Consider the following 22,098-nt stretch of genomic DNA (forward strand, 5'->3'; position numbering starts at 1 on the left):
GCCTGTATGAAGATCACCAGGGGATACAAGACGGAACTCGATCCGACGGTGAAGCAACAGATCCTTCTCTCTCAATGCGCGGGGGTAGCTCGTTATGCCTACAACTACGGTCTTGCTCGGAAAAAAGAAGTCTACGCGACGACAGGGAAGCGCATCTCTGCGATTGATCTTCAGAAGGAACTGACCGCCCACAAACACACCGATCTCCCCTGGCTCAAAAAGGTTTCCAAGTGGATTTATCAAAATGCCCTGCGTGACCTGGATCAAGCCTTTGACAGCTTCTTTCGGCGTCTCGGGGAGCGCAAAGCCGGGAAGAAGCACCAAAGTCTGGGCTTCCCGACCTTCAAGAAGAAGAGCGAGGGAATTGGCTCCTTCCGTCTCGATAAGCCTATTTACGTCTTTGAAGACAGTATCCAACTGCCCAAACTCGGAACCATTCGCCTCAAAGAACACAGTTATATCCCGACTTCTGAAGTGAAAGTCCTCTCCGCGACCATCAGTGAACGAGCAGGCAGGTGGTATGTTGCGGTGCTGGTAGAAGAGCATGTGCCTGAGCCGGTTTCGGCTCTCGGGGCACCTCTGGGTGTCGATCTCGGTATCACGTCGCTCGCGGTCTGCTCGGACGGTCGCCCACCCATCAAAAGCCCCAAAGCCCTTAACGCCTCCCTCAAATGCCTCAAGCGTGCGCAACGTCATCTGTCGCGTTGCAAAAAAGGATCAAACAATCGTGAGAAGGCTCGCCACCGGGTAGCAAAGCTGCACGCTCGTATTGCCAATATTCGTGAAGATGCCCTGCACAAAGCCACCAGTTCGATTGCACATGCCCCACTTACCAAAGAAGAGCGGAGCACCCTGCAGACCTCGCTGACTTCTCTTCTCCCCGAAGCGAAAACCAAGCCAGAGCAAAAGAAAGTCAAAAAGCAGGTGAAAAAGGTGCTGCACCGAGCTACCGAGGCGAATGCCCCACGCCGTCCTCAGGTGATCTGCCTGGAGGATCTTAACGTAGAGGGCATGAAGCACAATCGAAAGCTTGCCCGCGCTATCAGCGATGTGGGCATGGGTGAATTTCGTAGGCAAATGAAGTACAAAAGTGCATGGAATGGGGAGCACCTCATCTTTGCAGATCGCTTTTTCCCATCCTCCAAGCAATGTCATGCTTGTGGCTGGAAATGGGAAGACATGCAGCTTTCAGATCGCATCTTTCTTTGCCAGAACCCCGCCTGTTCGCTGCATCAGGTTCCTCAAGATCGGGATAGCAACGCCTCACAGAACCTTGAGAAACTGGCAAAAGAAGAATCAAGCGCTTTAAAGAATATTGTCAACGGTGAGTTGCACCGGACGTAAAATGCTTGTGGACGGGCGGAGCGCTGGCTGAGTGGCACCACTCAGTGAAACTCTCCCGGTTGAAGCAAGAACTGGACCGTGGGTGTCCTAGATGTCCACACCCCAGACAACGGTTTCTTGAGGAGCGGAAGACGGCCCAACTCAAAAGAACGCTTGAAGAGAGAGTGAGCATCGCGCAATGCCTGATTTTTTACTGCACTTGGGAGCCTGGCAGCAAAGTCTTTGGTATTGGCTTTCTCAGGCAAGATGCCAGCATCCAAAGCCGACACTAACACATTGACCGCACTGATGTACTCCTGGCAATGGGCCATCAACAAACGTGATTGCTCAGGTGTAGGGTGCAAGCGAACTTGGAGCGTCGTTTGTACCCCCTTTGCTCTTTTGCTCATGACGTGCTTTGCCTTTCAATATAGGCACGAATGGTCTCAGCACTGACATGGCCCATCGTGCTGGAGAAAGTGGAACGCGTCCACAGCGAAGGCATCCGCATCAAATGGGGGTATTCTTCCCGCAACGCATGCGAACTTCGTCCTTTGATGAGACGAGCAATAGGGGATTTCTGGCTCGTTTACTGTAATAACACAAACGGACCGAGACTGGGATTTTCCAATGGTGGGGCAAGCGGGTATATCAGATAGGGCAAGGTTGCCATCGGATGGCTTATGCTTATGTCGTTTTGTACTGGCTGGATATCGCTATTGAGTATATACTATGGACGGGTTTAATACATGCGATAGTGGGCAAAAATTGCTAGTGTAATCTATGCGGGATGAATAATGTCTGTGGAGAATAATCAGAATCAGCTATTAGAAGGAGCGAAAGCAACGCTTGTGGCTCCAGCCTGGCGTAGCGAGCCGGAGATCGATCATGCCCGACAGGAGTTTTTGCGCCAGCGTCTGGCCATGAGACCTGATATTCAGCGCAGTATCTATCCATTTAAAGATGTGCAACTCACGCGTGCCGATATTGAATGGCTGCTTGCAACTCATGAGCAGGGGCGTGGACCCATCGATTGGAGCGATCCTTCACAGTGTACACGAGAGGGGCTCGACCTGCGTGGGGCAGACCTGCGGTGCGTCAACCTGCGTGGTCTGCCACTTGCCTGCCTGCGGGGTGGTCTGACACAGGAGGAATGGGTTGCGACCACACCTGAGCAACGAGGGTTGGCGGGGGTCCACCTGGAGCATGCGGACGCCAGCGAGGTGCATTTAGAGGGCGCAATCCTGCGCGGTGCGTTTCTACAAAATGCCTCACTACGCCTGGCACATATGGAGAAAGCTGTCCTCTTTAATGCGCACCTGGAGCAGGCATATCTGCGTAGTGTGCACCTTGAAGGGGCGAATATGATGTATGCCAACCTTGAAGGAACGTATCTCCGCAAAGCTCAGCTCACAGGGGCAGACCTGCGCAATGCCTATTTTGACAGTGCCACAACGCTTGAAAAGGTGACGCTTTCCGATAAACAATGGGGTTGTGTGCGACTTGCAGATATACACTGGAATGATTGTAACCTCTCGCTGATCAACTGGCGACGTATCTCTCCCCTGGGCGACGAAACCATGGTACGCGTTCTCTCAACACGCGCGGATAGCAAGGGATCAGACAAAGAGAAACGGCGCCATCTTGATATGTACCGAGGCGCTGTTCGTGCTAACCGGCAACTTGCCAATGCCATGCGTTCACAAGGGATGAGTGATGAAGCTATTCCTTTTGCCTATCACGCCCTAATCCTACAACGGGCGCTCCTCTGGCGCTATTTGCTCTGGGGAACCAGCATCTTCTTTGAGGAAGAGTCAGCACACACAGGGATTCGTCGGTGGGTGCATGCTCTATGGGGGCGAATACATGCGGGTGCCTCGTATCTCTTCTCATGGTTTCTTGATATCCTGGCGGGCTACGGCTACAAACCTGAACGCAGCCTGGGGCTGTATCTCTTCACAGTTCTCGGCTTTGCCGGTCTCTACCTGCTTACCGGCGGCCTTTCCTTGAGAGAAGCGCTAGTCTTTAGTATAACGTCGTTTCATGGCCGAGGCTTTCTCCCCGGCCCCTTCCTGCTTGCCAGTCCTGAAACGACTCTGGCGGCCTGTGAGGCGGTCATCGGCCTCTTTATCGAGATCAGCTTTGTGGCGACCTTTACCCAGCGCTTCTTCGGGAGATAACAAGGAGCGAAACTGGGTAGCATCTTAGATAAGGGTTAACCTAAGCGATGGGTCACCCCCACCGCTTAGGTTCTTCTGAAAACCCAGCCAAAAAGGCACAAAACTCCCCCTTCATCCCCTCCGCCAGCTTTTCTTGTTCAGCTACCTGCAGTTCTTAAGCCGCCGGGCGTGGTTGTAAGATGACCTGATAGCCCATGTGCTCTAGCCGTTGGATCAGACGACGCTCATGTTGTTGTTTGTCTCTCTGCCGAAAGAGTTCCACTCCTTTTTCCTGGTAATGCTCTCCGGTGAGCATCATGTGAGAGTAAATGACGAGAATACTATGCCCGACTGCTACTGCTGCCCGCTTCTTGCCGCGCCGTTTGCTGATCCGTCGATATTGTTCGCCCAAGTACGTCTGGGTGCGGCCTGCTGCATGCGCCGCCTGAATCAACGCGGCTCGCAGCCAGCGATTGCCTTTGCGTGTCCGACCGCTGAGCCGCTTGCCTGCACTTTCGTGTTGACCTGGACACATTCCGGCCCAAGAGGCCAGATGAGCATCGTCGGGAAAGCGACTCATATCTGTTCCCACCTCGGCAAACAGGACCTGCAAAACCAGCCGACTGACTCCGGTGATCCCCTCAAGACGTTCAAGCGTCTTCTCAAAAGGCTGCAACCGCTCTTCAATCTTGTGCTCCAAATGGGTGATTGAGTGATCCAACCCTTCAATCAAGGTCAGCAGCTCTTGGAGTAAGAACTGATGATGTTCTCCGATCTCACTCTCCAGCGCATCTGCCAGTTGATCGTGGGGACATCGTACGCTGGGATGAGCAAGGCGAGCTAACCGATGACCATCAGTCTCTCCTGCCGCCAAGGCATGCAAGATCGCTTTGCCGGAAACCCCCACGATATCGCTCAAGACGCCGCTCAACTTAATATTGGCCTCTTGGAGGGTCTTGTGGAGTCGATTGACTAACCGAGCCCGTTCCTGGACAAGCGTCGTGCGCAATCGCGTCAAGCCACGCAGGTTTTGCTGCTCACGATGCGGCACAAAACTGTTCTTGAGCAGGCCGTGTTGCAACAAGTCAGCAATCCATTCCGCATCCTGTTTATCCGTTTTGTGTCCCGGAACCGCTTTCATATGCTGGGCATTCGCCACCGTCAACTCGAAGAAGCCAAAGAGCCGATCATACACCGGACGCCAGTACACGCCACCCCTAATGTTACCAAGGGAGTGCTAGACTGGGAGTATACAAGAGAGATCCTGCGAGTCCACCTTCGCGCTCACACTGGAGACCAGCCACAAGCTCCACCTCACAGCCCAGCATCGTCTCACGAAGGCTCCTATCCACAGGGTCCGGGAGTGGCCCATGTCCAAGGTGTTGTCTTGCCCCAACAAAGCGCTGGAGGTAATAGTGATGTTTGAGCCCCATCGACTTCAACACGAGTTCCTCCAGGCTGCCTATGCGTCTCTGGTTCCTTTGTCTCGAAGACGTCTCACCATCGTGCAGCAGCCAGTTCCCATTCCATGGAACGGGAGCCGAAGTCTCCTCATTGCCGAGAAAGGAGTGAGCCATGAATGAGATGCAAGTCGCCCTCTACGCCCGTGTGTCTTGCGAGCAACAAGCAGAGGCTAAAACCATTGAGAGCCAACTGGCGGAGATCCGTGCGAGGATCATTGCCGATGGCTTTGATCTCTCCACGATTCTCGAGTTTGTCGATGATGGCTACAGTGGCTCGACGCTGGTCCGACCAGCGCTGGAGCGTTTACGCGATGTGGCAGCAGCGGGAGGAATGGACCGATTGTATATCCATTGCCCTGACCGTTTCGCACGCAATTATGCCTACCAGGTCTTACTGGTCGAAGAACTCAGCCAACGGGGTGTCGAGGTGATCTTCCTGAATCGACCGCTTGGGCAGACGCCAGAAGATCAGTTGTTGTTGCAAGTACAAGGCGTGATTGCTGAGTATGAGCGGGCGAAATTTCTCGAACGCAGCCGACGGGGCAAGCGCCATGCTGCTCAAGAGGGACGGGTTGGTATCCTCTGTCATGCGCCCTATGGGTACCGCTATGTGCATAAACAGGAAGGAGGCGGAGAAGCTCGCTTTGAAATCGTGTTTGAGGAAGCTCGCATCGTGCAACAGGTGTATGCGTGGGTAGGGCAGGAACGTTGCACGATCAATGAAGTGTGTCGTCGTCTTCACCAAGCTGGTATCCATACGCAGACCGGCAAAGAACACTGGGATCACAAGACCATTTGGGATATGTTGAAAAATCCCGCCTACAAAGGCGAAGCGGCCTTTGGCAAAACCCGTTGGCGCCCTGTTGGGCCGCGTTTGCGGGCTCCACGAGGCAGGCCGGAGCAATCCCGGCGTGGATACGCAGGAAACGATGCACCCAAGGACGAGTGGATTCCCATCCCTGTGCCTGCGCTGGTCGCTTCTGCCTTGTTTGATGCCGTGCAAGAACAATTGGAAGAGAATCGGCTGCGAGCTCGCATTCCTGCGAAAGGCTCTCGCTACTTGTTGCAGGGCTTGCTCGTCTGTGCAAGGTGTGGGTATGCGTATTGTGGACGAACCAACGATGAGCGTAACGCGTATTATCGCTGTGGGGGAGCAATGAACGTCCCGCGACAGGGCTTCGAGCGCGTGTGTTGGAACAAGGAGGTACGCATGGACCAAGCCGATGCTGCGGTCTGGCAAGAGGTCTGCCAACTGCTGGAGGACCCAGACCGGCTAGAGCAGGAATATCGGCAACGGCTGCAACCGCAACAGACGCCTAGTGAGCAGGAAAGTCTGGAAGCTCAGATGGGCAAGCTCCGCCGAGGAATGGCACGCCTCATTGATAGCTATGCTGATGGGTTGATTGACAAACAGGAATTTGAGCCGAGAGTGATGCGCATGCGTGAACGGCTCCAGCACTTTGATGAACAACTGCAACGCCTCAAAGAAGAAGCCGAGGTGGAAGAGGAGGTGCGTGTGATTTTGGGACGTCTGGAAACGTTTGCCGCCAAAGTCAAAGACGAGCTACAAGACGCTGATTTTCAGACGCGCCGGGAGGTTATTCGTGCTCTGGTCAAACGGATTGAGGTTGATGAGCAGCAGATCCGCGTCGTTTTCCGTGTGAGCCCGATATCTCCTGCTTCCTCTGGTAACGGGGCCTCCCTCAATTGGCAACATTGGGGGAGGCGTGTACACACCCGTTGACTCCATGGCCACGTGGGTACAGCCTCTTTCCAGGAGCCAGTTTCGCAGGGCAATCAGATCCCTTGTCACTGCCCGAAAGCGTTGCAATTCTTTCTTCCGTTGTCCCCGCTCTACCCGGCTAAAACAAGCCACAACGAAGTCATCATGGACGTCAATCCCACAGCAGCGTGGATAAAGCACTTCCATGGCGTTTCCTCCTTTGCTTTCTTTCTCACATTTAACGCTTCTCGAAGGTTCCTTGCGAGGTGCCATTTCTGCGTATTTTCTTCTGCGTGCTTCGGATCGCGAGCGACAAAGGGTGGTTCACCCAGGCACCTTGGGACATCTTAACAACACCAAGCTCGATGGCCTTAACCTAAGCCCGTCCTTTCGCCAGGACCTTCACCCCCTCACTCTACCCCGTTTTCATTCTGGGTGATGCGCCTTTGGCGCATGACTTCTTAACCAAAAACCTCTCCATGCAAATGTAATGGAGCGAAAGAAATGAGGAGGCATTATTGTAAGCAATACAACCACTCTCGCTCATCTTGCTCGCGCCCTTTGCCATTGGGCCAGAACCGATGCATCACAGATGCTTCTCTCGCATCTGTTTTCTGGAGGGCAAAAATGCGACAACATTCACATTCCCAAGCATGCGTCTTCTCTGTACTGATATCACGAAGCCCATCTAAACCACTTTGCTCTATCATCGGTTTTCATCGCTCTTGGATATGCTCATTTCCTGTTCTGGTGTCCACCGTTCCCAATGCAGCACGGTATCCAGGGGTTTGCGTGCTGCTGGCTTGAATGTTGTTCCCAGTGTATACGCGACGGGGATGAGCCCTACTTGCATCACCTGCTCATAAGGAATGCCCAGTATGTCCGCTGCCTCTTGCTCAAATGCGAGGTGAAGCGTTGTCAAAACGGTACCCAGACCACGTGACCGTGCGGCCAGCATAAAGCTCCAGGTCGCAGGCCAGATGCCACCCCAGTGGGCAGCTTGCTCAACGGCAGAGAGGTGCTCGGCTCGCCCTTCGATGCAGGGGATGACATACACGGGAACCTCGTGTATGTGCTCGGTCAGATACCGTGCCGGGGCTACTTTCCTGATCAGGTCTGCTGCCTCCTTTTCTGAGTTCGCGGAGGCGATTACCTGTTTGAGCATATCCTCCTGCCCACCGGGAGCAGAGGCGCTTTTGCGATAGAGCGCAGCTAAGGCTTCCCTTTGGGACGGATCGGTGACAACGATAAAGTGCCAGTTCTGCATACCGCCTGGAGTCGGAGCCTGCACGGCGAGAGACAGACATTCTCGGATTACCTCTGGCTCTACCGAGCGCGTGAGGTCCAGGCGCCGGCGTACCGCGCGGGTTGTGCTCAGCACTTCGTCAATAGAAAGGTCAAGGATAGGCATAATGCTTTTCTTTCTCCTGTTCAGCCTCTATGCAAGACGGTCAATTGCCAGGAGTATACTGGATCTGATATAATGAACGCAAATCATATTAACCATAATATTATGAAAATTAACCATATGAACTTCTCACAACTCCAGTGTTTTGTCGCTCTGGTCGAAACGGGGAGCTTCACTGAAGCTGCCTATTCGCTTGATTTAACGCAATCAACGGTAAGTCATGCCCTGGCAGCCCTTGAAAGCGAGCTAGGGGTCACTCTCCTGGAACGCAACCGCAAAGGGGTGGTCGCGCTAACTATTGCTGGTCAAAGGGTCATTCCGCGTGTGCGCGCGCTCCTGGCACAGGCGGAGGCAATTGAACAAGAAGCAAAGGCTCTTCGTGGCGAGGTTTCAGGAAAACTCCGGCTGGGCACGGTTCACTCGATGTGTCCAGAGGTACTCGCCAGTGTATTGAAGCGTTTTCGAGCCTTGTATCCTGATATTGAAGTAGTGCTCTTTGAAGGCGCCATGCAAGAAGTGAGTGAGTGGCTTGGGAACAGCGTCATTGATGTCGGTTTCGTGTTTCATTCTGCGTGTGGACTTGAGAGTAAGCTGATTACGACGGACGAGTTGTGTGTGATCGTTCCACCGGGACATCGTTTTCACACGGAGACCGCCGTGCCTCCAGGAACGTTGCGCGACGAAGAGCTGATTATGGCAAAGACTGGATGCGTATCTCAGTTAATGGAGATGGTAAACTTTGAGTCAGGCGGAGCCAGGCCACATGTGCGTTATCAAGCCAGCGACAGCACCACGATCGTTGCTATGGTTCGAGAGGGCCTTGGGATTACGCTTATGCCGCGTATGATGCTTCCACAGAAGCTTGAAGGAGTGCTTGCTCTTTCGCTTGATCCTCCACAATATGTCCCAATTGGACTCGCCGTTCGCTCGCGGGACACGGCCTCTCCGGGAGCGCAATTGTTTGTTCAGGCGGCACTGACCTGGACGCAAGAACAGGCAACGTTGCTTCGCGAAAAATAGTTCATGCGTTGTATCCTTTCATTCAGGCTGGCTTTGTCTGTTGCCGCATTACTCCTGCGCGGCGCGAGTAAAGCCTTCGTGCCAGTCCGGATAGGAGGGTTGCCAGTTACAGAGGCGGCGGGCTTTGGCGTTTGTTGCTCCGCGAGCGGCACGGGGTTGGGTTGTGCTTATGGGCGGGGGTGGGGCATGAAGGGTCGCTGCGTAGATTGGGAGCCAGGCAGTGCCGGGGGCTGGCACATCGTCCACGACATTGAAGACGCCCCTAGGCCAGCCCAAAGCGAGCAAGGTAGCACGTGCGGCGTCATCGACGTGGAGGAAGGAGGTTATACCCTCATCGGCGGTCACCTGGCCCTGTCTTACCTGCTCTGCAATAGAGCCGTCAGGAGCATACCATGTTCCAGGCCCGTAGAGTAGTCCGTAGCGCAGCACGATACCTCGCTCCATCTCGCCAACCGCCTGTTCAAGCGCCTGGACCCCTTCAACAGTTGTGCAGCGCGGTTCCGGGGCTTCGATGTCTAGGGGAACACCCTCATCAGCTGGCCCCTTGCCGGGCGTGTAAGCCCAGGCGATACTTTGTGCGATGAGATGGCGCACTCCCGCCTCATGGGCAGCGTCAACCAGGTTCCGCGTCCCTTCCCGTCGTATACGGGCATTTGCCGCGAGATCCCGCATACCAAGGTCTGTAAGTTGGTGGATGACCACGTCCGGCTGTACCTCGCGCATAGTTTTGAAGAGTTCCTCGCGATCAAACACGTCAACAATTACGGGAAACGCGCCTAGTTTCTGAAGCATCTCTCTCTTCTCGATTGCGCGTGTCGTTCCGATCACTTCATGGCCTGACTCGACCAGTAAAGGGATGAGCCTGCGCCCAATAACTCCTGCAGCACCCACAAGTAATATCTTCATCTCTAACTTTCCTTCATTGTCTCTATCGTATCGTTTAAGGGAGACTTTATCATGAAAGTGGCTTGTGAAAAAGAGCCATTATGAGTTGGAATGAGATAGCCATTATTCGAAAATCTCTGACTGTGGTTCCACGAGAAGACCATGTATACCAACTTCTGCTCTTTCTCGATAAAACCGAGCTTTTCGTAGAGGGTTTTTGAGGTTGATCCACTTGTGTATTGACACTCCCCCGGATACATCCAGGGGGATTCTTCCTTCACCCAGGCAACTTGCAAACTCCCATTGCTAAAAGCTTGTAGAGGCCATCCTGTCCAGAAGCGTTTCAAGCACTCAAAGGTGCATCAGTTCCCATATGCCCTACGGTACTGAGAGCTTTTTGCAAAATGTTACAAGCCGCATTGTGGTCCCTGTTTAGTACCACACCACAGCCAGTACAGACATGGGTACGCACGCTCAAACTCTTCTTGACGAGCGTACCGCACGCCGAACAGTTTTGACTGGTGTAGTGAGGTGAAACGGCAATCACAGGGATACCATGCAAAGCGGCGTAGTAGTTCACCCAGGCGAGAAACCGTCCCCATCCAGCATCGCTGATGCTTTTCGCAAGGTGCCTGTTTCTCACCATATTGCGAATCTGCAAGTCTTCAAAGGCAATCAGGTCGTGAGACGAGACGAGCGCGTTCGCTGCCTTACGGGCGAAATCTTCACGCTGCCTTTGGACTTTTAAATGCGCTTTGGCGACGGCTTGACGGGCTTTCTTGCGATTAGCTGATTTCTTCTGTTTCTTGGAGAGGCGACGTTGCAACCGTTTGAGACGCTTTTCCGCTGTTTTCCCTTTCCTGCTGTCACTTTTGACCTCTTCAGAGAGGAAGACGCAATACTGTCTGCATTAAACATACATCTTTGAGTGCACTCTCAGTCAAGAGGAAAGTGGAGTTTTTTGTCTCTTAACGAAGGCAAGCAAGAGTGCCAGACCCCTTGACTAAGAGTGCACTCAAAGGTGTAGGCTTCGATCTATGAACATGTGGAGAAGGAACGCAGCCAGTCAGATACGTCATCTATTGTGTGACAGATACGCATCTGATTTGCCTTTTTCGACTACTATGCACGTTTTTATGATGTAATTCTATTTCCAGAAAGGGAAAAGAATATGATGGAGAACAGAAACGAGCAAATCGCGGCAGCAAGCGGTGTCTTTGCGATTGGTGGTGATTTGCCGGTCTCTCGTCTCGGCTTTGGGGCAATGCGCCTCACTGGTGAGGGCATCTGGGGACCGCCAAAGGATAAGGATGCGGCAATCGCTGTCTTGAAGCGCGCATGGGACCTGGGGATCACCCTCATTGATACCGCCGAAGCATATGGACCCGAGATCAGTGAGTCCTTGATTGCCGAAGCTCTCTACCCCTATCCAAAGGGCCTGGTTATTGCCACGAAGGGTGGTTTGCTACGTACTGGCCCTAACCAGTTTCGACCTGATGGACGTCCACAGCGCCTGCGCCAGGATCTGGAAGGCAGCTTGCGACGTCTGCGCGTTGATCAGATCGACGTGTATCAATTGCATTATCCTGATCCGAACGTGCCGTTTGAAGACTCTGTAGGTGAGATCGCCAAGATGAAAGCTGAGGGCAAGATCCGCCATGTCGGTCTCTCCAATGTGACCATTGATCAGCTTACGGCGGCGCAGAAGATTGTACCCATTGTGACGGTGCAAAACCACTACAATCTGGAGCAACCACAGGCTGTGGGGATAGACATCCAGCAAACCGCAGCATTGATCGATCTGTGCGCACAAGAGAACATCGGCTTTATTCCCTGGCATCCTCGGTCGGTCGGTGACTTGGCACGTCCAGGGAGTGTCCTGGATCAGATTGCCAGGCGCTACAACGCACAATCCAGCCAGATTGCCCTGGCATGGTTGCTGAAACGCTCACCAACGATCCTGCCCATCCCCGGCACCGCTTCGGTCAAGCACTTTGAAGAGAACGTCGAGGCTGCCAAGATCAGACTGAGCCAGGACGAGTTCGAGGCGATTCGCCGTGTTGCTCACGCGTAGGACGTTCCCTCTTGTGGTACTGGTAAATTAGGTAAAACTTGGTTCTTGGTACGACTCACTGCTGGCGAATCCCTCCCTATCGCATCAGGAAGGCATCGTAAAAAGCGCGTCTGGATTTCAATCACACTGAAGGCCCTTGGATCTTCAGCATCATGTATCAGAGATCAACATATGCATCTTTTGCTGCCCATTTGCCTGGTTCATATGTCTTCGTTGATCCGAGCCGGTCACAGTGTCTCTGTTGCTTGGCTGTCTCATCACTCTCTGTGAGGTTCGCCAGCAGTATGACATTTGGTGATTCGATTCAGGGCTCTGAAAATGATCTCTGCCGTCCCTGGCCAGGGTCCCATGCCATGCTGAAATGAGCAGCCATGTGCTATAGTAAGCCTGAGTTACGACTGGGAAGGAAGGTTTTTATGCTGATGGCTATCTCTCACTTTGTGGTGACCCTGGTTGATCGCACGATGACCTGGGTCTATGAAAAGAGCGACGGGCGGCTGGGAAGTCGCCTGGGGAAAATGGGAATGTTAGTACTCCATACAACCGGGCGCAAAAGCGGCGAGAAGCGCAGTCACACCTTGCAGTATATGCCTGATGGAGCCAATTATGTGATCGTGGCCAGTAATAACGGTCAAGATCGTCATCCAGGCTGGTATCACAACGTACTCAGCAATCCTCACGTGCGCATCCAGATTGGACGCCACCGGCAGGCCGCGCAGGCCACCGTGGCCGGACCGGAGGAGTACGCTCAACTGTGGCCGCGGCTAATTGCCCAGAATCCTCCATGGGAAGCGTATGCCAGACGCACCACCCGCAAGATTCCTGTGGTGATCTTGCATCCGCTGGCCTGAAAGAGGAGAGCGTTGGGAAAGTCGAATCACCAAATGTGTGCCAGACTCAAGTTTTGCCCAATTTACCAGTACCACCATAATGTCCCATAAGAGTGTCATCCTCATAAGAGGGAGGTACCAGAGGAGAGATCCGTGGGTATCTATCCATACTGGCATCAGCACCAGTTCGTCGAGCGAAACCCTTTGCCGGTTCCTAGTGCATGATCACGTGGCCTGTTTGGGAGATGGCACAACCCACTCTGGTGATTATCAGTGGTCTTGCCCGGTACGCCGATCCGCTGAGGCAAGGAGGCGGGTCGACTCTTCCCAAAGGCGGACGACATTTGTTGCGTTGAAGGCATACGGAGCAACCGGCAACGCTACTCCTCTCCCCGAGGAAGGAACGCTTCTTTCCTTCCCATGCCTCTAGGCAGGGGTATCCAGAAGCGGGAGGTCTGATGAAAAAGATTGTTGTTACCGGCGGTAGTGGCAAGGCCGGGAGAGCCGTGATTCGCGAGCTCATAGATCATAATTATGAAGTACTCAATGTCGATCTGGTGCCACCTCGTGAAGAGATTTCACCATTCCTTAAAGTTGACCTGACAGATTTGGGGCAGACCATCGAGGTGCTTCAAGGAGCCTATGGCGTCGTGCATCTCGGCGCGATCCCGGCACCTGGCAGGCAGACAGAGGGCACAACCTTTCGCAATAATACGCTCAGTACATACAATATTTTTAGCGCAGCTGTTTCATTAGGCCTGAAGCGCGTTGTATGGGCATCAAGTGAGACCACACTGGGCCTGCCTTTCGACCGTGAGAAACCCAGTTATGCTCCTATCGATGAACAGCATCCTCTCTATCCAGAGTCCAGCTATGCGCTCTCCAAAGTCATTAGTGAAGAGATGGCACGGCAATTCAACCGCTGGAGTGGCATCCCTTTTGTAGGTTTGCGCTTCTCTAATATCATGGAGCCACACGACTACGCTCGCTTTCCATCGTTTTCAGAGGACGTACTGACGCGCAAATGGAATTTGTGGGGATACGTCGATGCCCGTGATGTCGCACAGAGTTGCCGCCTGGGTCTCGAAGCCGATATCACTGGCGCTGAAACCTTTATTATTGCCGCTGCGGATACTACACAGAATCAGACCAACAGCGAGTTAATGGCCGAAGTCTACCCCAGCGTGCCACTACGTGAGGGAGTCGGCGAGCATGAGACACTGCTCTCGATCGACAAAGCCCGCAAACTACTAGGCTACAATCCCAAATATTCCTGGCGCAAACAGGTATAGTTCTGCTTCTGTTACAGAGATCGTGGCGAGAAAGCACCGGTCACTATCTCCACCCAACTTCGGGTGCGCGTCATGTCTTTGCACAGCCATTCATTTCTACCGGAGGCGCGCCTCCGGTAGAAATGAATGGCTGTGCTTGCAAAAAATTGATATGTATCCCTATACTTCTCTCTGTTTGCTTTCTGTTCCTGACTGCCATTCTAAACCTACTCAAAGGTGCTTACACACCATCGAACAGGCTCAATTGCTGCACGTGCCCCTCACAGGATGCCTCCATGGCATCTACGCCGCTTTGGGTCGCCTGCAGCACACCGCACTCGGTAAGCCGAGTGTGTGGCCCTCGCCGGGCAAGGAACCTCATCAAGATGTTGACGGCGCTATTGTCGTCTCGATCCATGCTGAGTCCACATTCCGCGCACTGATACGTTCTTTTCCACAGGGGCATGGCGTGCAGATTTCCACAGCCACTACACTGCTTGGACGTGTTGCGCTCATCTACGAACTGAAGCTCTTTCCCATACAGCTGGCATTTGTAGGTGAGCATCTGGACAAAGGCAGACAAGCCCCAGTCGTTATAGACTGCCCGATTGAGCGCCCTGTTGCGCTCCTGATGCTCTTTCATGACCATTTGCCGTTGAGAGAGATCCCCCACGACGACAGTTCTCTCAACCAATCGCCGTGCGATGAGATGCGACGCCTTGTGCAGGCTATCGCGCTGTTTGTTGCGCTTCCTCTGTGAAACGCGCTTGTACACCTTGCTCAGATGAAGAGAGCGACGGGATTTCTTCTTGCACTTGCTACGTTTCGAACGTAGCTTATCTCGTTGTCTGTTGTACCAACGCGAGCCTTTGAACCCACCGATGTGATAGATCCGGCCCTCTTGCGTGACGCCAGTTGCCAGCGTCTTGATGCCCAGATCGAAAGCCACGGTGTCACCATCGCGTTTGGCTTGCTCGGGCTGTCGGTAGCTGAAAGAGGCGTAGTAGTTGCCCCTGCCATCGCGACTGATGGCCACCTCTCCAAAGCCTTCGGGAGGCAGTTCCGTGAGTGCGGCACGGATGGCAGGAAAGCGTTTGTGCTTGCCCTTGCCTCCTGTGGGCAAGATGAGCGTGTTTCCCTCACGCGTGAGATACATCGCCGGATAACACAGGGTAAAGAAGCCATGGCGAGGTCGCACGCGGGGAAAGCCTGGGGTTTCCCCATTGGCGACCCGACGAAAGAAGGCTTTCATGGCTGCATCCAGGCGATAGTAGACTTCGGCAAGCAACTTGCCATATACCTGATTGAGTTCAGGATCATAGGCACGACTCTCGGCCAGCGTTTTCTTGCAGGCGTTGAAGCGCCACGTCTCTCCGTCTCTGAGCCTCATGACCCACCAATTGTAGAGGCCTCTGCATTTGCCTTGCATGAACTCAAGGGTGGCCGTGTCTTGCTCGCTAAGGTCAAGCTTGATCTTTTTGCAGAGGAGCATGAAACCCCTTCTCTTTCAACACCACCCCGAAAGGCGGAAAACATCTTCTCTTGCCAGAAACAGAAGATGCCCTGATGTAGAACATTCTTTCTTATTTGATGGGTGTATCATACGATACTATCGTCTCTCTGTCAACGTATACGAATGTGTGCAACAAGCGCACGTTTGATCATGTTTGCGCATCGTTTTGATTGCTGTTCTTATGCTCCTTCTGTTGAAATCATCAAACCATTCCTATCTTCTCCGTTGGAAGACGTGTGTTTGGGATTGGGCGCGTCGTCCCGACGACCACACCCACTCTCGCCTTGCGCGCCTCAGATGCTAGGTGCATCCTTCGCTCGCGCGACCGAGTCGAGTGCCTCGTCTGGGATGCCGTGTTGTCCGAGAAAGAGGCTCAGTTGGGCCGCATGTTCCTGGACATGGCGCATGGTGTACAACAGGAGTTCTAAATAGCTCACCAGCTTTCCCTCGGTCCAAGGGTAATCGACCTGTTGATGCGCTTTCTCGTCTGACAAATCAGCAATCGTTGTCTGGCATTTCTGGCGTATCTGCACCAGGTAGACGAGCAGCTCCTCCTTCGTATAGGGCCGTTCGGGCGACACGGCGGGGTTGCCCTCAGTCCAGATAAAGGGAGCGGGGGGAGCGAAGTCCTCCTCCCGGGAGCCCGAGAGATACAAGTCGAGCCAGAAGAGCGTATGATACACGATATACCAGAAATGAGCGAATTCCGGTGGGAGCCACGGCGGGAGGGAGTGGTCCGAGGGCGCGCTCCAGAGGCGCTCTTTCCACAGCGAGGCAGGGCAGGCTACCAGGGCATTTTTAAGCACATCGATAGCCGCGCCGAACTGCCACCACAGAGCGGTACGCAACGTCGTCTCCATCGGTTGTTCAGCCATAACATGTGTTCCTTTCTGCTTCTTTTCTCGACATGCTACCACCAAAAGCGGTCAGTATCTACCCTCATATGTGCTCACCATCTCCTTGAGACGTAGCCCCATTCTGGATGGAATAGGCTGCTTTGATAAAGTGTTTTGTAGAGAGATGAACAATCTCAGCTTGCTCAAAAAAACAGGCTAGGATAAGACCTAAGATTCTTTTATTTTTCAACAAATGTCATTTAAGGAGAAAACCCCTATGCTCGATTTCAATGCAGTAAAAAGCGGCTCTCAGAGCTTTGCAGATGTGGCTGCTGGTCTGACAAAGGCCGATCTTTATCAACTTACCAATGAAATGATCGATGTAATGCAGGGGATCGTCATTGACGCAGTTGACGCGGACGTGGCATTCGTGCCGGTAGACCCCAACGCGAACGATACCTTTGGTAAACCCGAAGAGTCCACCCTGGCGTGGACTCTGGGCCACGTGGTGGTTCATGCCACCGCTTCGTCCGAAGAGGCAGCTGCGCTGGCTCTCGTACTGGCTCGTGGCCTGCCGGTTGAGGGTCGTTCGCGTTACGAGACGCCATGGGAGAGCGTGACAAGTATCGCCCAGGTGCGCCAGCGTCTTGAGGAGAGCCGTCGGATGCGTCAAGCCATGCTCGATGCGTGGCCTGACGAGCCTCACCTGGATATCACCTATTCACCTTTCCCGCAAGCTGGCGAACTCAACGCCGTTGGCCGCTTTATCCTGGGTCTGTATCACGATGCAGACCACCTTGATCAACTGCGTGAAATTATGCGCCAGGCGAGCGCGGCTCGGGTGTGACATTTTTGTATCTATGAGTCATCCCCAATTTTGAAACGTCATAAGCCTGAGTTCCTGGAGTTTCCTTGATTCCTTTGATAGAGGGTCTGGGCCTGCTTGTGTTTTTCGGCGGGCTTCACCTCGGCGCACGCTCCGAGCGCCGGGCGACTTGCTTGTCGGAACGCATCTCGACCGAGCGGCGAACATAGAGAGCACGCACCGAAAGATGCGCTTCGAGCCAGAGCAGAAGCGGGCCGACGATAAGCATCGGTCCTATCAGCGCTATCCACGTGCGCGATGGGCCGGCAACGTTGAGCCACGCGAACATTGCCGGAGCGATGGCACCGGCGATTCCCCACGCAAGCTCAAAGAGAGCCATGTAACGCCCCAGCGTATGCGCGGGGCTGCTGGCTGCTGCCAGAGCCGCCGATATGGTGCCAGCGATCATACCTGCGAAGGTATAGATGGCGACCGTGCCAAACAGGTAGGGGATGAGTAGAATGCTTGGTATCAGCGGGGCTAGCGCAAATAACATGCAGCCTGCAACCCATAGCAGGCAGGCAACGAGCAGGGAGCGTGTGCGACGAAAGGACTCCAGGAACCGCACCGTCACCGTCTGCGTGCAGATCACCAGCAGGCTGTTGAAGGCGAACAGTGCGCCCACCGTCGCCGTTGAAAGCTTCAGGGTCTCCGTCGCGTAGATTGGCAGCCCAAGCGACATCATCAGGGAGCAGAGTGCGAAGACGACGTTGCACGCAACCAGCACAAGGAACGGACGATCCGCCAGGACGGCGCGATATCCAATCCGCTCGTCAGCGAGAGCACTCCCACGAAGCGAATCATCGGGCAGGCCCTCAACCCGATCCCTGGACAGGTCTTCAACCTGGTTGTTGGATTGATGGGCATCTCTACGCCAGCAGAGCGCAAGAGCCATCAGGAGGAAGCTACATACGTTCGCCAGGATGAGCGCCCGATAGCCATTGGAGCCGCCAAACGTCACAATGAGGCCCGCCAGCAGGCCGCCCACAATCAGCCCGATGTTCTGTGTTGCCCCTACAAATCCAAACCAGCGGTCTCGCTCATCGTGGCCCGCGACTTCGGCGATCAGCGTCGTGGCGGCCGCGTAGAAGATGCGATTGCCAGCAGTGACAAGAAATGCCATTGCAAATAGCAGGGGGATGGTGCGAACGAAGAGGTAGCCCAGGAAGCCTATCGCCTGAAGAAGCTGGCTTATCACAACGAACTGCCTGGCCCCAAAGCGGTCAACAAGGCTGCCGGTGATTGGGTTTATCGGCAAGGTCAGGATGGTGGCGACGGTGAGCGCGACTCCGATGGCCGGAAGGTCGAGTTGCACAATCTTCTGGAAGTACAGCAGCGAGAAGGGCTGGTAGAGTCCGGTGCCAAGCGCGTCTATGAGAAATGCAAGAACAAGGGCCTCGCGCCCTTGTATCCTGGGGATTCCTGATAGTTGTAAGAGTCTTGAGAGTCGTGGTAGCATAACACCTCCGGTACGTCTTTCGTGAGCTTTCGTGAAGCACGCGGGACAGAGCCAGGGGTGCCTTACCCTTTATTTATCTTTAAACCCATTCTACCTCGATTGAGGCAGCCTGTCAAAGGTCTTGCCATAGGTCTACGCCTCTGATGGGAAAGGAAGGCCACTCATCAACACTTAGAAGGGAAACAAAGGGCTCCGGTGTAAGAACCACTCTTAGCGCTTATTACCACCAGGATTGCGGCAAGGGTGCCCTCGGCTTGAGCCGTAGGGAGGAATTGCCGCAGATACCACATGCGAAATTGACACTACTGTTGTTTAGTGGTAAAATGGGTGTATGCAGATACAACGAACCGTTCCCATCGTCATAGAGCCTGACAGCGACCTTGAGCACACCATTGATGTGTTTCGGGAGGTGCAACATGCCCTCTCTGAACCGTGTTTCAATGGTGGGAAACCTCTTGGTGCTCTCGCGTTGCAACGGGCGTGTTACCATCAGGTGAAAGGTTCGCTCTCGGCACAAATGACGATATCTGCTATTCGTCTTGTCTCCGCTGCCTATGCCAGCGCCAAATCCAACAAGAAACCTGCACAACGCCCCTTTCTCTTCAAGAAGGCTCGTGCGTTGTTCCTGGTCGGCAAGCGTGGGCGTGACGCTGACTTTCGCAAAGATGGCACCCTTTCTCTCTGGACGGTAGCAGGACGGAAACACCTCACGTATACGCTCCCTCAAGACTTTGAGACGACCTTTATGAAAGCCATTGAGATTGATAGCCTCACCGTTATCAAGCGCCATGGCAAGCTCATTGGGCGTGTGACGCTTACCCTTGACGCCCCAGAGCCTCAAGGGATTCTCCCAGTAGGCATTGACCTCAATGAAACCAATGCCCTTGTCGCCGTTGACCCCGATGGGCGCACCCTCTTTGTGAGAGGGAAAGACGTCAAAGTCAAGAATCGACGTACCGCCAAGACCCGCGCTCGCCTCCAGCGCAAACATGCGATCCGTAAGGCAGAGAAGAAGGATACACGCAGTATTCGGCGTCTTCTCAAACGGCTTGGTCGCACCCAACGCAATCGTACCCGCACCTTTGCCCAACAAACAGCCAGGCAACTGATCACCTTTGCCCCTGAGAATGCCGTGCTTGTCTTTGAGGACTTGCATCTGCCCAAACCAGAGAAGGGCACGCTCAAAGGCAAGGCACTTCGACGTCGAATGTCGCTGTGGCAACGGCACCTCATTCGTACCTGTGTGGAGAACAAAGCCCAGGAATGTGGGCTGAGTGTGACTCAGGTGAATCCTGCCTACACGAGTAAGAATTGTTCTCGCTGTGGTTTGCGTGGGGTGCGCAAACGTCATGCCTTCTCCTGCCCTCACTGTGGTCACAGGGACCATGCTGACGTCAATGCGGCGGTAAACATTCGCAACCGCTATACTGCCTTTCGGGGTAGTGGGCTGCTGTCAATCAGCCCTGAAGCCCAGTCCTAGGATGTGGGCAAGCCCCTGCATTTATGCATGGGGTTATTGACATGCAACTCGATCTCAAGAACATTCTTGTCTCACCTGGACTATTCGTGGCCTGAAGCGGCTCAATACGAAAGAGGCCCGTCGTGTCCTGTCTCTTGCGCAACTTTCGGCGCTCCTGCCTCTGCTTTTCGCGACCAACATATGCTACACATGAATATCACATGGTTCACAGAGCAAGAGCTTGGCTGCTTTCCCACGCGGCTCGCGAGCGCGCACAGCGGGAATGCTGCGCATCGACTCAAAATGACTCTGTGAAGGATATCGTGGCTCTTATGCATCCGAGCGATCGTAACGTTTTTCAGACGATGCCATGCTATACTCAAAGCAGTTACCGTCTACGTTTGGCTGGATAGAGCGATTGCTAGCCATAGCCGTGTTCAACAGGAGATGATTATGACGGCTGCACTCGATAGCTCTGTGCGTAAGGTATTAGATACCCCCCATCGTCCAGGCACAGTTCGGCTCATGACGATTGGCTTTCTCATCTATACGCTGCTCATCCTGGCTGGCCATCTCATTGGATTCCCGCTGGGCTACGCCTACTTGCACACGGTTTGCCTCGATGGGTGTGCGCTCACCCCCGGCAATATGCGCGCCCTGGAGCAGTTGGGCCTCTCCATCCCGTCCTATGCCACCCTCTATACAGTGATCCAGGTGCTCTATATCCTGGTCAGTGTCGGGATCGCGCTGCTCATCGTCTTCAAGAAGCCTGGCCAATGGGTCCCATTGGGCATGAGCGCTTTTCTCGTCGGTTTATCGGCCTATGAGGGAGCCGACTATCCAGCCCTTGCTGCTGCTTATACTGTCCTGTATACACCCACACAATTCTTGATCGGTCTGGGAATGGGCCTGCTCGGCATGTATGCACTTGTCACCTTTCCCAATGGCCGATTTGGCTCTCGTTGGGTGCTCGGGTTTTATCTGATCAACTGCCTGGTCGTCGTGCTCTCTGCCTTCCTCACAACTCCGGTCTTTGCCTTGATCAACACGGTGTTCACCATGCTCAGCTTTCCTCTTCTGGTGGGAATCCTGATCTATCGCTCCCGTCGCCTCTTGACCGCCCGTGAGCAAGCTGCTACCAAGTGGATTATTGCGAGTTTGAGCCTCTTCATCCTCTTCCTTCTTCTGTTTTTTTTCCTTGTCCCTGCTTTCGCCCCAGCAGACGCGCCCGCCTTGCTCATTATCAATATCGCGGGGTTCTTTGGCTGTGGCATCAATATTGCGGGGTTTCTGATGGCTGTCTTGTACGCCAATGCCTTCGACATCGATGTCTTTGTCAGGCGTACGCTGGTCTATGCGCTGCTCACCGCCACTCTGGCTGCGGTGTATGTGGGCCTGATCCTCGGCTTACAGTTTGCGTTCGCGTCCTTCAGCCCGCAGGCAGCGCAGTCTCCACTCATTCTGGTCGGCTCGACTCTCGTCATTTTTATCCTCTTCCAACCGCTGCGCCATGGCATTCAACGGAACATCGACCTGCGCTTCTATCGCAGCAGATATGATGCTGCCAGGACGGTGGAAGCCTTTAGTGCGAATCTGCGCCAAGAGGTGAACCTGGATCAGCTCTGCGAGCAGTTGCTGGCCGTGGTGCAAGAGACCATACAGCCAACCTCGCTCTCTTTATGGATCTGCCCATTGGAGCAGCGGAAAGCCGAAGGCGCGACCGGGGAAGAATATCTTTTACCTCGAGAAGAGCAGTCAGTCACAGACCACTCTCACTCGAAGTAACAACGTGATTTTGCAACGTGGCTGA

At 54.0% G+C, this 22,098-nt stretch carries 18 protein-coding genes and 1 pseudogene; 10 read left to right on the forward strand and 9 right to left on the reverse strand.

What is annotated here, in order from left to right; genetic code table 11:
* The first annotated feature begins 6 nt into the window (after nucleotides 1–6).
* Nucleotides 7–1,344, forward strand: coding sequence for an RNA-guided endonuclease TnpB family protein (locus KTE_RS22545; RefSeq protein WP_201384864.1), 1,338 nt, complete (start codon nucleotides 7–9; stop codon nucleotides 1,342–1,344).
* A 41-nt stretch (nucleotides 1,345–1,385) separates the two neighbouring features.
* On the opposite strand, the gene KTE_RS22550 is transcribed toward KTE_RS22545, so the two are convergent.
* Nucleotides 1,386–1,733 carry a hypothetical protein gene (locus KTE_RS22550; RefSeq protein WP_201384866.1) on the reverse strand — a complete coding sequence of 116 codons (348 nt, stop codon included), beginning with the start codon at nucleotides 1,731–1,733 and terminating at the stop codon, nucleotides 1,386–1,388.
* The gene (locus KTE_RS22555) at nucleotides 1,730–1,894 is read right to left on the reverse strand and encodes a transposase (RefSeq protein ID WP_201387175.1); all 165 of its coding nucleotides are present in this window, start codon (nucleotides 1,892–1,894) and stop codon (nucleotides 1,730–1,732) included. Before KTE_RS22555 ends, KTE_RS22550 begins: the two co-directional genes overlap by 4 nt.
* A gap of 226 nt (nucleotides 1,895–2,120) precedes the next feature.
* On the opposite strand from KTE_RS22555, the gene KTE_RS22560 reads away from it, so the two are divergent.
* Nucleotides 2,121–3,503: a pentapeptide repeat-containing protein gene (locus tag KTE_RS22560; RefSeq protein ID WP_201384868.1), complete on the forward strand. Its 1,383-nt coding sequence runs from the start codon at nucleotides 2,121–2,123 to the stop codon at nucleotides 3,501–3,503.
* Nucleotides 3,504–3,657: 154 nt separating this feature from the next.
* Here KTE_RS22560 and KTE_RS22565 read toward each other — a convergent pair whose 3' ends face one another.
* The gene (locus tag KTE_RS22565; RefSeq protein ID WP_201384870.1) at nucleotides 3,658–4,692 is read right to left on the reverse strand and encodes an IS110 family transposase; all 1,035 of its coding nucleotides are present in this window, start codon (nucleotides 4,690–4,692) and stop codon (nucleotides 3,658–3,660) included.
* 365 nt (nucleotides 4,693–5,057) lie between these two features.
* Between KTE_RS22565 and KTE_RS22570 the strand changes: the two genes are divergently transcribed.
* On the forward strand, nucleotides 5,058–6,689 hold the full coding sequence (locus KTE_RS22570; protein ID WP_201384872.1) for a recombinase family protein: 1,632 nt from the start codon (nucleotides 5,058–5,060) through the stop codon (nucleotides 6,687–6,689).
* A gap of 685 nt (nucleotides 6,690–7,374) precedes the next feature.
* Here the strand turns inward: KTE_RS22570 and KTE_RS22575 are convergent.
* Nucleotides 7,375–8,079 (reverse strand): nitroreductase family protein, encoded by a 705-nt coding sequence (locus tag KTE_RS22575; RefSeq protein WP_201384874.1) that lies wholly within the window; start codon nucleotides 8,077–8,079, stop codon nucleotides 7,375–7,377.
* Nucleotides 8,080–8,196: 117 nt separating this feature from the next.
* On the opposite strand from KTE_RS22575, the gene KTE_RS22580 reads away from it, so the two are divergent.
* Complete coding sequence (locus KTE_RS22580) at nucleotides 8,197–9,096, forward strand: LysR family transcriptional regulator (protein ID WP_201384876.1); 900 nt, start codon at nucleotides 8,197–8,199, stop codon at nucleotides 9,094–9,096.
* 48 nt (nucleotides 9,097–9,144) lie between these two features.
* On the opposite strand, the gene KTE_RS22585 is transcribed toward KTE_RS22580, so the two are convergent.
* Nucleotides 9,145–10,002: an NAD(P)-dependent oxidoreductase gene (locus KTE_RS22585; protein ID WP_201384878.1), complete on the reverse strand. Its 858-nt coding sequence runs from the start codon at nucleotides 10,000–10,002 to the stop codon at nucleotides 9,145–9,147.
* A 322-nt stretch (nucleotides 10,003–10,324) separates the two neighbouring features.
* A pseudogene (locus KTE_RS22590) lies at nucleotides 10,325–10,852 on the reverse strand (RNA-guided endonuclease InsQ/TnpB family protein); the annotation flags it as partial.
* A gap of 300 nt (nucleotides 10,853–11,152) precedes the next feature.
* On the opposite strand from KTE_RS22590, the gene KTE_RS22595 reads away from it, so the two are divergent.
* From KTE_RS22595 to KTE_RS22605, 3 genes are all read left to right on the forward strand, one after another.
* A complete protein-coding gene (locus tag KTE_RS22595) occupies nucleotides 11,153–12,055 on the forward strand; it encodes an aldo/keto reductase (RefSeq protein WP_236600523.1) in 903 nt (300 codons plus the stop codon).
* A gap of 416 nt (nucleotides 12,056–12,471) precedes the next feature.
* Nucleotides 12,472–12,906, forward strand: coding sequence for a nitroreductase family deazaflavin-dependent oxidoreductase (locus KTE_RS22600; RefSeq protein ID WP_201384880.1), 435 nt, complete (start codon nucleotides 12,472–12,474; stop codon nucleotides 12,904–12,906).
* Nucleotides 12,907–13,343: 437 nt separating this feature from the next.
* Nucleotides 13,344–14,177 carry an NAD(P)-dependent oxidoreductase gene (locus KTE_RS22605; RefSeq protein ID WP_201384882.1) on the forward strand — a complete coding sequence of 278 codons (834 nt, stop codon included), beginning with the start codon at nucleotides 13,344–13,346 and terminating at the stop codon, nucleotides 14,175–14,177.
* Between the two features lie 220 nt (nucleotides 14,178–14,397).
* On the opposite strand, the gene KTE_RS22610 is transcribed toward KTE_RS22605, so the two are convergent.
* Both KTE_RS22610 and KTE_RS22615 read right to left on the reverse strand, forming a co-directional pair.
* Nucleotides 14,398–15,648, reverse strand: a complete 1,251-nt coding sequence (locus KTE_RS22610) for an RNA-guided endonuclease TnpB family protein (RefSeq protein ID WP_201384884.1) — start codon at nucleotides 15,646–15,648, stop codon at nucleotides 14,398–14,400.
* A 314-nt stretch (nucleotides 15,649–15,962) separates the two neighbouring features.
* Nucleotides 15,963–16,544, reverse strand: a complete 582-nt coding sequence (locus KTE_RS22615) for a DinB family protein (RefSeq protein WP_201384886.1) — start codon at nucleotides 16,542–16,544, stop codon at nucleotides 15,963–15,965.
* A gap of 238 nt (nucleotides 16,545–16,782) precedes the next feature.
* On the opposite strand from KTE_RS22615, the gene KTE_RS22620 reads away from it, so the two are divergent.
* Nucleotides 16,783–17,352 (forward strand): DinB family protein, encoded by a 570-nt coding sequence (locus KTE_RS22620; RefSeq protein WP_201384888.1) that lies wholly within the window; start codon nucleotides 16,783–16,785, stop codon nucleotides 17,350–17,352.
* Between the two features lie 115 nt (nucleotides 17,353–17,467).
* Here KTE_RS22620 and KTE_RS22625 read toward each other — a convergent pair whose 3' ends face one another.
* Nucleotides 17,468–18,829, reverse strand: coding sequence for an MFS transporter (locus KTE_RS22625; protein WP_236600524.1), 1,362 nt, complete (start codon nucleotides 18,827–18,829; stop codon nucleotides 17,468–17,470).
* Nucleotides 18,830–19,160: 331 nt separating this feature from the next.
* On the opposite strand from KTE_RS22625, the gene KTE_RS22630 reads away from it, so the two are divergent.
* Complete coding sequence (locus KTE_RS22630; RefSeq protein WP_201384890.1) at nucleotides 19,161–20,309, forward strand: RNA-guided endonuclease TnpB family protein; 1,149 nt, start codon at nucleotides 19,161–19,163, stop codon at nucleotides 20,307–20,309.
* Nucleotides 20,310–20,741: 432 nt separating this feature from the next.
* Complete coding sequence (locus KTE_RS22635; protein WP_201384892.1) at nucleotides 20,742–22,073, forward strand: hypothetical protein; 1,332 nt, start codon at nucleotides 20,742–20,744, stop codon at nucleotides 22,071–22,073.
* Nucleotides 22,074–22,098: the final 25 nt, after the last annotated feature.

It is taken from the genome of Ktedonobacter sp. SOSP1-85, assembly GCF_016587415.1.
Classification (GTDB): domain Bacteria; phylum Chloroflexota; class Ktedonobacteria; order Ktedonobacterales; family Ktedonobacteraceae; genus Ktedonobacter.

Coding starts and splice junctions, on each gene's coding strand:
- KTE_RS22595 (WP_236600523.1), top strand. CDS start 11,153: ATGATGGAGAACAGAAACGAGCAAATCGCGGCAGCAAGCGGTGTCTTT.
- KTE_RS22570 (WP_201384872.1), top strand. CDS start 5,058: ATGAATGAGATGCAAGTCGCCCTCTACGCCCGTGTGTCTTGCGAGCAA.
- KTE_RS22605 (WP_201384882.1), top strand. CDS start 13,344: ATGAAAAAGATTGTTGTTACCGGCGGTAGTGGCAAGGCCGGGAGAGCC.
- KTE_RS22585 (WP_201384878.1), bottom strand. CDS start 10,002: ATGAAGATATTACTTGTGGGTGCTGCAGGAGTTATTGGGCGCAGGCTC.
- KTE_RS22610 (WP_201384884.1), bottom strand. CDS start 15,648: ATGCTCCTCTGCAAAAAGATCAAGCTTGACCTTAGCGAGCAAGACACG.
- KTE_RS22630 (WP_201384890.1), top strand. CDS start 19,161: ATGCAGATACAACGAACCGTTCCCATCGTCATAGAGCCTGACAGCGAC.
- KTE_RS22550 (WP_201384866.1), bottom strand. CDS start 1,733: ATGAGCAAAAGAGCAAAGGGGGTACAAACGACGCTCCAAGTTCGCTTG.
- KTE_RS22615 (WP_201384886.1), bottom strand. CDS start 16,544: ATGGCTGAACAACCGATGGAGACGACGTTGCGTACCGCTCTGTGGTGG.
- KTE_RS22560 (WP_201384868.1), top strand. CDS start 2,121: ATGTCTGTGGAGAATAATCAGAATCAGCTATTAGAAGGAGCGAAAGCA.
- KTE_RS22545 (WP_201384864.1), top strand. CDS start 7: ATGAAGATCACCAGGGGATACAAGACGGAACTCGATCCGACGGTGAAG.
- KTE_RS22620 (WP_201384888.1), top strand. CDS start 16,783: ATGCTCGATTTCAATGCAGTAAAAAGCGGCTCTCAGAGCTTTGCAGAT.
- KTE_RS22600 (WP_201384880.1), top strand. CDS start 12,472: ATGCTGATGGCTATCTCTCACTTTGTGGTGACCCTGGTTGATCGCACG.
- KTE_RS22635 (WP_201384892.1), top strand. CDS start 20,742: ATGACGGCTGCACTCGATAGCTCTGTGCGTAAGGTATTAGATACCCCC.
- KTE_RS22580 (WP_201384876.1), top strand. CDS start 8,197: ATGAACTTCTCACAACTCCAGTGTTTTGTCGCTCTGGTCGAAACGGGG.
- KTE_RS22625 (WP_236600524.1), bottom strand. CDS start 18,829: ATGCTACCACGACTCTCAAGACTCTTACAACTATCAGGAATCCCCAGG.
- KTE_RS22575 (WP_201384874.1), bottom strand. CDS start 8,079: ATGCCTATCCTTGACCTTTCTATTGACGAAGTGCTGAGCACAACCCGC.